We start from the raw sequence: 12,499 nt of genomic DNA, 5'->3' as shown, positions 1-12,499 counted from the left end.
TGGTTCTGTAAAATTGATTAAAACAGAATGATTGGAGCGGACCCCCCGGACCGGGGTATCCGGTTCGCATCAATACGAAAAAAGGAGCGTCGTAATGCAGATACAACCCTATCTTAGTTTTAATGGAAATTGTCAGGAAGCTGTGGAATTCTATGCCGATGTTTTCGGCACCGATATCCCCGAAATCATCCTGTTTGGTGACCGGCTTCCAGAACCGGAAGCGGTCGAGCAGGATCGCTCTGACAAGGTGGTGATCCGGGCAGATCTGGAGCAGGATGAAACGCGGATGCTACTTTCCGATATACCCTTAAAATCCCCGGATAGTCATAAAGACAAGATGACCCTGGTGATCTTCAGTGACGATCTCGATGAGATCAAAATCCTCTATTATAAATTAAAAGAGGGCGGCACCGTCGAGATGGAACTTCAGGAAACCTTCTGGAGCAAGGTCTACGGTTCCCTGGTTGATAAATTTGGGGTCGGTTGGCAGTTAAATTATGATGACGGCAGAATGAATCAGGTGGTATAATAGTGATAATCTTAGACTAACACGGACACCATTTGATGATAATAACAATTTTCCATCAACGTGAATAACACCGGGTCATAGATCCGGTGTTGAGGTTGTCGATAAATTACCGTACCGACCAATTGTTAATCTGTTGTTCGCCGCACCATGCGAAATCCGCTGCACTCCTTTCGCCTTGGTCGCGGGCAGTCGCCAACTACAAGCAAGCTTGTGATTGGCTCGTTGCCTTCGCGAAGAATCGGACAGGCGCTGCCGTGTCCGCTCCGATGCGTACAACATGATGTAACAATTGTCGGTACTAGGTTATCTTTTTTGACAGTCTTTACACCGGGTCACAGATCCGGTGTTATTTGTGTGGGTGTAGTGTGGTAGGGTTCATTTCCAGCATAGTCATAAGATACCAAGCATAAGGGGGAACCATGGAAACAAAAAAGATTTTACCACTAAGTCTGGCCAGCCTCGACGAAGCCAATACCTTTGTTGAAGGGCTGCTAAACCACTATAAGTGTCCCAAGACCGACAACCTGAAAGCTCAGCTCTTTGTCGAAGAAGCGATTGTTTACTGGGCCGATCAGGCGGCTGACACGGCCAGTTTTGAACTGGCGATTCAGAAGCGTTTTAAAACGATTACCCTAACCTTGAACTACTGGGGCGATCCCCAAAACCCGCTGGCGCTGCCGGAAACATCGGAGGATGAGGACGCCGACTACAACCGGATCGGCCAGAATATTCTGATTGGTTTATCAGCGGTGACCTATTCCTATGAAAAAGGCTGTAACACGGTTGCCTATACCCTGAAACAGAAACCGCTGAATCCGGCTCTGGCCACCGCCGTGGCGCTGGTGGCGGCAATCCTGGCGGGGCTGGTTTTTGAGGCACTGGCGCCGGAGCTCGGTAAGCAGCTGGGGGCCGGCATTCTGACACCGATCAGCAGTACCTTTTTCGGCTTTCTGAACGCCATCGTCATTCCGGTGCTGTTTTTCTCGGCCATCGGCAGCATTGTCAATATGGATAACCTGGCCCAGATGAAGCGGATTTTCCGGTTGCTGCTGACCTGGTCGATGGCAGTTATTCTGCTGGCGTCGGCGGTTTCACTGGCTCTGGCTCAGCTATTTTTGCTGGGCCGCAGTGGCTCGGCCAGTGCCGGCGGTCAGGGTGATCTGTGGAATCAGATCGGGGCGATGGTCTTCGGCATTATTCCCACCAATATCATAAAGCCTTTTATCGACGGTAATACCCTGCAAATCATGTTTCTGGCGATTATTGGCGGGATCGTGATGCTGACCTTAAAGGGCCGGTTTCCCGCAATCACCCGGATCATCACCGAAGCCAATCTGGTCTTTGCCACGATTCTCGATGCGATCTGTGCGCTGATGCCCGGGGTCGTTTTTATCAGTATCCTGAACATGATGATCTCCGGCGATGGCGCCGCCCTGCTGGGGGCCTTTGGGCTGATTGCGCTGTTGCTCGGCTCTTTTCTAATCATCGATCTGGTGATGCTGTTGAGTGTTGCAGTTTATCATAAAATCAGCCCGCTGGCCTATCTGAAGTCCGCCGCGCCGTTTCTGCTGATTGCGCTGTCCACCGCCAGCTCCAGTGCCACCTTTGCCAGCCACACCGCGACGGCCCTGAGCAAACAAAAAATCCGCGACTATGTGGTCCATTTTTCGATTCCGGTGGGGGTCCTGTTCAACAAGCAGGATGCCATTCCGATGCTCTTGCTGACCGCCCTGTTTGTCGGTAATATTTATGGGATCAGTTTTTCGCTGCCGGATATGATCCCGGTGGTGATTTTGTGTATGATCCTCTCGGTGGCCGTGCCGCCCTCGCCGGGAATGGGCGCCTTTCTGTTTACGATTGTCTTCAACCTGCTGGGCATCCCGCTGGAAGGACTGGCCCTGGCCGTAACCATTGCGATCTTTTTAGACTACCCAGCCACTGCCAGCAACGTCATGACCACCAACATCGGCATGCTCCACACCGAAGCCCGGCTCCGTGCCAGTGAACTAAAAAAGCGCCCTATCTAAGGGCGCTCAAGTTAATCTTTAAATACCAACCCAGTAGCGACAATTATTACATCATATCGTACGCATCAGAGCGGACACGGCGAATAACAGATTAATAATTGGTCGGTACGGTAGTTTTCACCAACCCGGGCGCCCATAGAAGGGCGCTTTTTATGTCTTAAGCCAACCCGTCTTCCATCGCCAGAGCAACCGGTTCGGTCTTGCTGGCCCGCAGTTTACGGTAGGTGACGGTGTACATTGACACGGCCAGGATAATGGAGACAACGTCGGCCAGTGGTTGAGCCCAGATAATACCCTGGAGCTGAAACAGCGAGGAGCCAATAATCAAAATCGGGATAAAGGCCAGTCCCTGGCGGCAAACAGTCAGGATCAGGGACGGGATCGCTTTTCCTAACGACTGATAGACGGTGGTAACAATAAACTGGAGGCCCAGGAAGGGGCTGACCAGCATTTGAATAATCAGCATCGTCGCACCGATGGCAATAACATCGGCGTCATTGATAAAGAAGGTGATGATCTGGGTGGCAAAAAGGATCGCGAAGATCATCACCACGGTTCCCATAATCATGCCAACCACCGCCGTAAATTTGATGGCATCGTTCATCCGTTTATAGTTTTGCTGGGCGTAATTGTAGCCAATAAAGGGCTGAATCCCCATCGCCAGACCCAATGCCAGCATCACCACAATGGAGAAGACCCGGCCGGAAACACCCAGAGCGGCAATCACGGTATCACCATAAGCTGAGGCAAAACTGTTTAGCATGATCATCGAAAAACTCATCAGGATATTATTAACGGAGGCCGGAATCCCGATAGCGAAGGTGTTCTTGGCAATGGCTCCTTCGATCCGGAAATCTTTGGGAGCGATGGAGAGCACATCACTGTGTTTGAAAATGTAATAGATAAAATAAAGCACCGCGCAGGCATTTCCAATCACGGTGGCCCAGGCCGCCCCAGCCACGCCCATACCCATGGACAGAATCATAATCGGATCGAGAATGATGTTGACGATGGTCCCGATCATCATCCCGATCATCGATTCTTTGGCCGCACCGACGGACCGGACAATCTGGGCCAGGGAATTCTGCAGACTGATGGCGACGGCGCCATAGGCAATAATGGTTAGGTAGTCCCGGGCCAGGCCGATGGTATTGGGGCTGGCGCCGGCAATGGTCAGAATCGGATCCATAAAGATCAGGAATACCACCATCCCGATCAGACCGAGGGCAATTGAGCCATAGAAGGCGAAGGAGGAGGTATGTTTAATATCGGTGATTTTTCGTTCGCCCAGCAGCCGCGAGATATAAGAACCGCCGCCGATGCCAAAAATATTACCAAAGGCCATCAGCAGAAAGAAGATCGGCATCGTCAGGGTCACGGCAGCCACCTGATTGGGGTCGCCGGTCTGACCGACGAAGTAGGTATCAGCCATGTTGTAGACAATCGTCACCAGCATACTCAGCATGGTGGGGATCGCCAGGGTCATAACGGCTTTGGGGATGGGGTACTTTTCAAATAGATCGTTTTTCATAAAAATAATTCCTTTCGTTGAATCATAGTGTAGGGCCGGTAATGTTTTTTAAAATTTGATGCAGAAGTGCTTCCAGCAGTTCAAGGTGTTCAGCGGAAATGCCCCGGAGGGTTTCCGCTTCCAGGCGGGTGATCTCGTTACAGACCAGCGATTCCAGTTGCTGGCCCTTTTCGGTCAGTTCCAGATAGTTAATCCGGCGGTCCTGGCAATCGGGTCGGCGCCGGATAAAATCCTTTTCAACCAGGCGTTTGACAATCCCGGTTACGGTCGGCCCTTTCAGCAGGAAGGCGTCCTCGATCATCTTCTGATTGACCTCCTGATCCTGATGGTGCAGGAGAAAGATAATCACGGAAAACTGGGATGAGGTCAGATCCCATTGTTTCAAAGAATGATTAAATCGCATTTCCATAATGTTGTTCAATTGTTTAACGGTGCCACCAAAATTAAAGGTATCTGTCTTCATCGTTTCTCCAATACTTAGCATGCTATCTATTTTATCCAAAGAATTTTTAATTGTCAAGTCAACTTTTACACGAATCGTTTTCATAAAAAAAGATCCCGGAAAAACGAGATCTGTGACCGTTAAAAAGATTACCTAGTACCGACAATTGTTACATCATGTTGTACGCATCGGAGCGGACACGGCGGAGCCTGTCCGATTCCGCGGCGAACAACAGATTAACAATTGGTCGGTACGGTAGTATGTCGGCAATGATCGATTGACTTTATTCTTGGGGCATCGCGGCCAGTTGCTCCATCAACGCGGCCTTGCGCTTTTCGGGATAAATCTTGACAAATTTGACGGTCACCAGTCCCAGTAACACCGGGATCAGCAAATTCAGAATCCCACTGAGACTACGCATCCCGTTGACATCGAGAAGGTAGGTGGTGCCGGTCACGATCAGATAATAGACCCCCCACATGGCTGTAATGATCCGGTTGGAATCGAGAAAAATCTGGTTGTAATAGCCGCGGTAGCCAAATTTCCCCAGCTTGTAATGAACCGTCAGGGGGGCTTTGGTCAGACAGGAACCCAGCCACATGGCGCCAAATAAAAAGTAGGAGGTGCAGACGATCAGGGTCTCATCCACAGCGACCAGCCCCAACAGGCATAACGCGGTCACCAGAAAAATACTCAGCCGGTCATAAAAGGTCAGCAGAAACTTGCGGCTCAGCAAGGGCATCAGCGAGGAATAGACGATTCCGGCAATGCTGCCCCAGAAAACATCAAAGGACATCACCATCCAGATCATCATCCACTGAATGATCATTAGATTCAGGGTTGCTTTTTTGATGATTTCTTTTTTGGTCAGATCAAAATAATCTTCAAAAGCCATAATGGTGGCAAAGGCGCCGTTGATCTGACAATCATTGTTCAAAATCACCTCCTTAATACACAGACCTTTAAAGGCGACCTCTTCAAAAATATCAAAACTGATTTCAATTTGCGTGGTAAAATCGACAAAGTCGGCGGATTTAACCACACAATCGGTTACACCCATCACCAATTGATAGCGGGAATCAAGATTGGTGAAGACAAACTCCAGAATGATATCGTTTTTGTAGTGAACGGGCTGGTAGCGGTTGGCAAAGGCCGTCAGCTGTGCCAACACTTTTTTTTCAGAGGGCTTGTAGACAAAGGGAACCGGAGTGGGGCCACTATTTTTGGGGGACATAAGAATACCTTCCTTTCATGATTTGAATGGGCAGTTACGGGGGAAGCTGATTCGTTTAGAATGGTCTCTTTCTGATTACCCGGAATCAAAACGTTATAACAGACGGGCATTCGGGTAAGAACTCTTTTAATGATCATAACAAATATTGCGCGCCAGGACAACCGGGATCAGATAAATAAGACTGGCGTATATTTGCTCTAACGGGGCCTACGCCAATTAAAGCACCTTGACAATGCCCCGGGTCGACGTGGTAAAATAAAGCGATAGAATCAAGTTGCGGTTGCCGCAAAAACAAGAAAAAAAGCACAACAGATCATGAATCGGAATCACGTCAACAGACAGTGTTAACAATCACAATCGAAGGGAGCTGACAAAAAAGATGCTCAGTAACGACGCACAGTCAATTTTAGAGTACTACAAAGCCCTGCTTAATGACCTTCACGTCAGTCCCGCGGCCCCTGAAAATCTCAGTAAGGATGACACCTTTTTAGCGGTTGAGCAAACCCTGAGAACGATCCGGGCAGCCGCGGCCGAACTGGGCAACGGCAATCTTTCCCATGATATTAAAGGAAAGGGCTATGTGCTGGGCTCGATGAAAAATCTCCAGGCCTCGCTGCGGAACCTGACCTGGATCACCAAAACCATCGCTTCGGGCGACTTTTCCCAGCGGGTCCATTTTCTCGGCGATTTTTCCGAGGCCTTTAACAGTATGACCGAAAAGCTGGAGTCTTCCATCCATGAATTGGAAGAAGCCCGCTCCCATTTTGAAATGGTGTTTCAGACCATTCCTGATGCCACCGTGATTACCAAAGTCGCCGACGGGACCCTAATTGCCTATAATCGGGCCTTTATGGAAGCGACTAAATTTACTGATGAGGATTTAACCGGCGGACAATTTAATATCGCCGATCTTTATGTTGATCTCAGCCAACGGGAGGTCTTTCTCAAAACCCTGGAACGCGATGGCAACGTGGAAAACCTGGAATTTTCTTTTTATGCCAAAAACAATGCCCGACATATCGGTCTGGTGTCATCAAAACGCATCATGATCGATGACATTCCTCACGCCCTCAGCGTGATTCGGGACATCACCCAACTCAAGGCCATTGAAGCGAAACTGCAGCAGAGTGAAGAACGGCATCGGCTGTTGGCTGATAATGCCGCGGATGTCATCTGGACCATGGATCTGGAAGGCCGGTTTTCCTATATCAGTCCGTCGGTGGAGAAACTCCGGGGCTACACGGTCGAAGAGATTATGGCCCAGACGCCGGAGGAGGTCTTGTGTCCGGACTCACTGATTCATATGCAGGAGGGGCTGGCCCGGGCTATCAACTCGGTTCAAAACGGTCTGCCGTTCCAGGTCTTTCGGGGCGAGCTGGAACAACCCTGCAAAGATGGCAGCACCGTCTGGACCGAGGCAACGGTATCCGGTATATACAGCGAAGATGGTCGCTTTATCGGGATGCTTGGGGTCACTCGGGATATCAGCGAACGCAAACTGATGGAGGAAGAAATAAGACGGCTGTCAATCACCGATAAGCTGACCCAGAGCTTTAACCGGCTGAAACTGGACGAAACGCTGGAACAGCAATTCGAATCGTCAAAAGGCGGCGGGGTGCCGTTTGCCATCATCATTCTGGACATTGATCATTTCAAGCTGGTCAACGATACCTACGGCCATCAGGTCGGGGACCGGGTTCTGATTGAACTGGTCGAGGCCCTTCATGATAATGTCCGTGCTGGCGATGTGGTGGGGCGCTGGGGCGGTGAAGAGTTTCTGATTATTCTGCCGGAGACCACGCTGGCCGACGCCACGGTACTGGCAGAGCGGCTGCGCCAGGCGGTTGCCGGCCATGCCTTCAGCACTGCCGGGCAGGTGACGATCAGCCTCGGGGTGTCGGCGTTTACCACCGACAGCTCGCCGGAAAGCATCGTTTCCCGGGCCGATACGGCCTTATATCAGGCCAAGGAAAAGGGCCGCAATCGCGTTGAAGTGAAATAAAGAGGTTTTTATTAACGGAGGGGTCGATGACTGCAAGAGCCAAATCAAAAAATGCCCAGGATAAAACCATAAAGTCCGGTTTAATGGTGAATTTGCTGATCTTTTTTAGCGTCTTCTCGGTTACGATGCTCGTAACCAATCTGTGCCTGGGGCCAGCCTTTTTGGTCCGGGCCGGGTCAGAAAAGACGGTCCTTTTTATCAGCTCTTACAGTGAGAGCTTTGTCTCGGTACCGGATCAGGTTGCCGGTATCCGGTCGGTTTTTGATGAACAGAAGATCAATCTGGAAATTGAATACATGGATACCAAGCGCCTCGATACTCCGGAAAATAAACAGGTTTTTTATCAGAGCCTGAAATTTAAATTGGCCCAGCTGCCAACCTATGACGCGGTGATTGTGGGGGATGACAATGCCCTCCAATTTGCCCTTGATCATCAGGCCGAACTGTTTCCCCAGATGCCGATTGTTTTTTTAGGTGTAAACGATGAAACCCGGGCCCGCCAGGCCGCCGCCGATCCTTATATCACCGGCATCATTGAACGGATCTCGATTAAAGAAACCCTCGAGATCGCCCGGGTCTTTAACCCCCGGGCCACCCGGGTCGTCGCGATTGCCGATGAAACCCTGACTGGTCAGGGCAACCGTCAGCAGTTTGAATCCTTCCGCCAGGACTTTCCCGAACTGACCTTTACCACCCTCAATACCCCCGACTACAGCTTTGCCGAACTGGGCGCGGAACTGGAGCCACTGGGGAATGAAACAATTTTGCTGTTTCTTGATATGAATCCCGATAAGCATGGCGACTATATGGATTTTGAAAAAGCCGCGGCCTTTTTGTACCAGCATACCCAGATCCCTGTTTACCGGGCTTCGGTGGGCGGCGTCGGTGCGGGGCTGCTGGGCGGAAAAATGGTGGACTACCAGGCCCTGGGAAAAACAGCGGCCCAACTGGTCAGTGATATTTTGGCGGGCACCCCGGTCGAAACCATGGCGATGATTGAAGCGACGCCCTATTATTATATTTTTGATTACACGCTGATCCAGCAGTATAAGATTCCCGATCACTTGATTCCCACGGATGCGGTGCTGATCAACAAAACCGAACATCCGCTGGATAAATACCGCAATCTGATTCTGGCTACGGCGATTATCCTGATCGCGCTGATGCTGGTGACACTGGTGCTGATCTATGATAATCTGAAACGCCGGAGTATCCAAAAAGCGCTGGAGTTTAGTAATACCGAGCTTAAAATAACCTACAATGAACTGGAAGCGGTGGAAGGGGCGCTGCGGCGGCAATATGATGTGATGGAAGAACACGATCGTGAAGTTGGCGAATTGAACCAGAAGTTTGAGCTGGCCATCGAGGGTACCAACAGCGCCGTCTGGGAAGTCGATCTCACGTCCAAAACGATCACTTTTGCCGGTGACTGTTCCCGGATTATCAATAAAACCATCAGTAATCATAGTAATGTCCATGATTGGATGGACATCGTTCTGGAGCCCAGCCATCGCGACCATCTGGTGACTGAAGTCCGCAACTACCTAACGGGAAAAACAGCCCAGATCAACGTTCAGGTGCTGACGGCGGGCTCCGACCCGCACCAGAAATGGTTGTTGATCCGCGGCAAAGGAATTAAATCAGAAGCCGGCAGTTTTTGCAAGTTACACGGGATTCTGCTGGACAATACCAAATTTAAGGTTCAGGAAGAACAGATCCGGCATCTGGCCCGACATGATTTTTTAACCCAGCTGCCCAACCGGATGAGTTTTCTGGTGCAGCTGGAAAAAGAACTCCAGGCTGGTCATACCGGGGCGGTGCTGCTTCTGGATATTGATAATTTTAAAAGTATCAATGACACCCTCGGCCATCTCTGCGGTGATGAATTGCTCAAGCTGATTGCCGGCCGGCTGCTCTCTATTTCTGACGAAAACATGATGGTTGGTCGTCTCGGTGGCGATGAATTTCTGATTCTGATTACCAATAAATCTTGTCAGGCCGATATTGAAGCCTATGCCGATAAAATCCTGACCGCCTTTGATGAGTCGTTCCGACTAAATAGCCGGGAAGTTTTTGTCAGTATCAGCATGGGCATTTGCTGCTATCCCTACGACAGCAACATCATCGATCAGCTGATCATGAATGCCGATACGGCCATGTACGAGGTTAAGAACCGCGGTAAAAACCACTACATGTATTATCATCATGAATTGAAAAAGGAAATGAACCGCAAAATCGAAATTGAAGCGCTGCTCCGGACGGCATTGAAATCTGACGGTTTTAAACTGGTCTATCAGCCCCAGGTGGATTTGCGCAGCGGCCGGATCAGCGGGTTTGAAGCGTTGCTGCGACTCAAAGAAAACCGCTATGGACCGGATCAGTTTATTCCGGTGGCCGAAGAAACTGGCCTGATCAGCGAGATCGGCCGCTGGGTGGCCCGGGAAGCGGTGACCCAGATCGTCCACTGGCGCAATCAGGGTCTGGCGGAAAAACCGGTGGCGATCAATTTTTCCAACCGTCAGCTGCGGGACAAAGATTATGTCAGCCATATCACCGCGCTGCTGCAACAGCATCATGTCGAGCCCCGGTTTATTGAGATTGAGATTACCGAAAGTATCTTGATGGAAAACAATTTCCAGACCGATCAATTCCTCAAGGAGCTTAAAGACGCCGGGCTGTCGGTGGCACTGGATGATTTTGGCACCGGTTATTCGTCGCTGAATTGTCTGACCTATTTGCCGGTCAACAAAATAAAACTGGATAAATCGATCAGTGATCAGTTTTTACAGGGCAACCGGATCAAGGTGATTGAAAGCCTGATCCTGCTGGCTCACAGCCTCAATTTAAAAATTATGGCTGAGGGCATTGAGGAGTGGGATAAAGTTGCCGTTCTCAAAAACAGTGACTGCGATGGCATTCAGGGTTACGTCTTCAGCAAACCGCTGGATGCCGCCGAAATCGCCGCGATTTACAACCACAATCTACTGATAAAGCCGCCGGATTTAAAGGCCTGAGAAATCAGGCGGGGCGGTTCGAAACGAACACGAAGCGATCGGATTAGCCGATTATCGCTCGAATAAAAGGGAGAGCAGTGTGAAACTTATTGACAAACTGAACATCACCGCAAATGATGTCATTACCATTACTGGCGGCGGCGGTAAAACCGCGCTGATGTTTGCGCTCAGCCAGGAACTGGCGGATCAAAAGCTTAACCATGTGATGACCACAACCGCCAAAATCTGCATTGCCGATGTGCCGGAACCACAGTGCCTGATCCGCTCAGAGATGACGGCAGTGATCGCAGCGATTACTAAAGACCCCCAACGGGCATGGCTGATTGGCAAGGAAAGGGTCAACGGACAGAAAATATCGGGGTTTTCCGAAGCCGAGTTGATTGATTTAAAGGCGGCGATTGTGCCCCTGGTCATCATTAATGAAGGGGACGGATCAAAACGCAAACCTTATAAATTCTATCACGACTACGAACCATCGATTCTGTCGATTACCACCAAACTGATTCACGTCATGGGGGCCGAGATCCTGTTTCGGAAAATTGACGCGGATACCTTTCATCGCGCGGAACTATATAATAACGAACAAAATAATAATGATCAGGCGGTTTTTGATGAAGCCGTTTTACAGCAGACCCTGGCTACTTTTATTGACAATAAACTAAACCAGACCCTGGCTCATAATACCACCCGGATTCTATTTATCAACAAAGCCGATGGTGACAATCTGACAAATGCCCGGTTGATGGCAAAAATCGGAGCGCCCTTATTTGACCATTGCCTGCTCGGTTCCATTAAAGAGGGTTGGGTTGAACAGCTTAAATAAAGAAAAGAAGGAGCTTATATGAAAATAAAAATTACCGCAATTGTTATATCGGTTCTGGGGATGGTGACCCTGGCCGGCTGTACCGCCGCAACCACAACGACCAACAGTGAGGCCGCTGCAGCCAAAGCGGACACCCTCTTCCAGGCGTCCACCATTAATTCTCTGCTGGCCGGGAATTATGATGGTTTTATGAGTTTTGGTGAATTGAAACAGCACGGTGATGTCGGCATCGGCACCTTTAACGCCCTGGACGGCGAGCTGGTGATGATTGACAATACCGTCTACAAGGTCAAAGCCAGCGGTGCCGTGGAGGAAGTCCCGGACACTGACACCACTCCCTTTGCCGCGGTTACCTACTTTAACGAAGATGCGACCAAATCACTGGGCCCAACCGCCAGTCTGGAAGCCCTGGAGCAGGAACTGGACAAAATGATGACCGATCCGAATGCCTTTTATGTGTTCCGGATCGACGGCACCTTCAACACCATCAAAGCCCGTTCGGTACCCAGTCAGGTAAAACCGTATCCGGTGCTTTCCGAAGCCGTCAAAAACCAGTCGATCTTTGATTATCAAAAGATCAGCGGCACTCTGGTCGGCTTGTGGTGTCCGGCCGATATCGGCGGCTTGAATGTTAAAGGTTACCACTTTCATTTCATCGCCGATGACCGCAGCAAGGGTGGCCATCTCCTCGATGTCAGCTTCGACAGCGCCGACGCCTTTGTCGATCAAACCGACGGTTTTTTTATGACCCTGTCGCCAACCACCCCGGAGGGAACCGTTACTGATGCCGACTCCGCCATCGATGCCGTCGAAAAATAGCCCGGTTCTGATCTATTATAAAAAGACACTCACAAGAACGTCTTTCAGACTGCCAAAAAAGATAACCCAGTACCGACA

At 50.1% G+C, this 12,499-nt stretch carries 9 protein-coding genes; 6 read left to right on the top strand and 3 right to left on the bottom strand.

Annotated features, from left to right (window positions below):
• The first annotated feature begins 94 nt into the window (after positions 1–94).
• Both A3KS_RS0100755 and A3KS_RS0100750 read left to right on the top strand, forming a co-directional pair.
• Positions 95–529, top strand: a complete 435-nt coding sequence (locus A3KS_RS0100755; RefSeq protein ID WP_026393255.1) for a VOC family protein — start codon at positions 95–97, stop codon at positions 527–529.
• Positions 530–948: 419 nt separating this feature from the next.
• Positions 949–2,556 carry a dicarboxylate/amino acid:cation symporter gene (locus A3KS_RS0100750; RefSeq protein WP_026393254.1) on the top strand — a complete coding sequence of 536 codons (1,608 nt, stop codon included), beginning with the start codon at positions 949–951 and terminating at the stop codon, positions 2,554–2,556.
• Between the two features lie 157 nt (positions 2,557–2,713).
• On the opposite strand, the gene A3KS_RS19620 is transcribed toward A3KS_RS0100750, so the two are convergent.
• The 3 genes from A3KS_RS19620 to A3KS_RS0100735 form a co-directional block, all read right to left on the bottom strand.
• Positions 2,714–4,087: an MATE family efflux transporter gene (locus A3KS_RS19620; RefSeq protein ID WP_035354754.1), complete on the bottom strand. Its 1,374-nt coding sequence runs from the start codon at positions 4,085–4,087 to the stop codon at positions 2,714–2,716.
• 22 nt (positions 4,088–4,109) lie between these two features.
• Complete coding sequence (locus tag A3KS_RS0100740) at positions 4,110–4,550, bottom strand: MarR family winged helix-turn-helix transcriptional regulator (RefSeq protein ID WP_026393253.1); 441 nt, start codon at positions 4,548–4,550, stop codon at positions 4,110–4,112.
• 262 nt (positions 4,551–4,812) lie between these two features.
• On the bottom strand, positions 4,813–5,763 hold the full coding sequence (locus A3KS_RS0100735; RefSeq protein WP_026393252.1) for a hypothetical protein: 951 nt from the start codon (positions 5,761–5,763) through the stop codon (positions 4,813–4,815).
• Positions 5,764–6,142: 379 nt separating this feature from the next.
• Between A3KS_RS0100735 and A3KS_RS22170 the strand changes: the two genes are divergently transcribed.
• From A3KS_RS22170 to budA, 4 genes are all read left to right on the top strand, one after another.
• Entirely contained in the window at positions 6,143–7,765 is a 1,623-nt protein-coding gene (locus tag A3KS_RS22170; protein WP_051355566.1) for a sensor domain-containing diguanylate cyclase, read from the top strand.
• A 26-nt stretch (positions 7,766–7,791) separates the two neighbouring features.
• Complete coding sequence (locus A3KS_RS0100725) at positions 7,792–10,779, top strand: EAL domain-containing protein (RefSeq protein WP_051355565.1); 2,988 nt, start codon at positions 7,792–7,794, stop codon at positions 10,777–10,779.
• A 79-nt stretch (positions 10,780–10,858) separates the two neighbouring features.
• The gene (yqeC, locus tag A3KS_RS0100720; protein WP_026393250.1) at positions 10,859–11,602 is read left to right on the top strand and encodes a selenium cofactor biosynthesis protein YqeC; all 744 of its coding nucleotides are present in this window, start codon (positions 10,859–10,861) and stop codon (positions 11,600–11,602) included.
• 18 nt (positions 11,603–11,620) lie between these two features.
• The gene (budA, locus tag A3KS_RS0100715; RefSeq protein ID WP_026393249.1) at positions 11,621–12,421 is read left to right on the top strand and encodes an acetolactate decarboxylase; all 801 of its coding nucleotides are present in this window, start codon (positions 11,621–11,623) and stop codon (positions 12,419–12,421) included.
• The last annotated feature ends 78 nt before the right edge of the window (positions 12,422–12,499 follow it).

Source organism: Acetobacterium malicum subsp. dehalogenans DSM 11527 (assembly GCF_000472665.1).
Lineage (GTDB): Bacteria > Bacillota > Clostridia > Eubacteriales > Eubacteriaceae > Acetobacterium > Acetobacterium malicum.
Note: the sequence above shows the minus strand (reverse complement) of the source record. Positions and strands in the feature narration are given on the sequence as shown.

Coding starts and splice junctions, on each gene's coding strand:
- A3KS_RS0100755 (WP_026393255.1), top strand. CDS start 95: ATGCAGATACAACCCTATCTTAGTTTTAATGGAAATTGTCAGGAAGCT.
- A3KS_RS0100750 (WP_026393254.1), top strand. CDS start 949: ATGGAAACAAAAAAGATTTTACCACTAAGTCTGGCCAGCCTCGACGAA.
- A3KS_RS19620 (WP_035354754.1), bottom strand. CDS start 4,087: ATGAAAAACGATCTATTTGAAAAGTACCCCATCCCCAAAGCCGTTATG.
- A3KS_RS0100740 (WP_026393253.1), bottom strand. CDS start 4,550: ATGAAGACAGATACCTTTAATTTTGGTGGCACCGTTAAACAATTGAAC.
- A3KS_RS0100735 (WP_026393252.1), bottom strand. CDS start 5,763: ATGTCCCCCAAAAATAGTGGCCCCACTCCGGTTCCCTTTGTCTACAAG.
- A3KS_RS22170 (WP_051355566.1), top strand. CDS start 6,143: ATGCTCAGTAACGACGCACAGTCAATTTTAGAGTACTACAAAGCCCTG.
- A3KS_RS0100725 (WP_051355565.1), top strand. CDS start 7,792: ATGACTGCAAGAGCCAAATCAAAAAATGCCCAGGATAAAACCATAAAG.
- budA (WP_026393249.1), top strand. CDS start 11,621: ATGAAAATAAAAATTACCGCAATTGTTATATCGGTTCTGGGGATGGTG.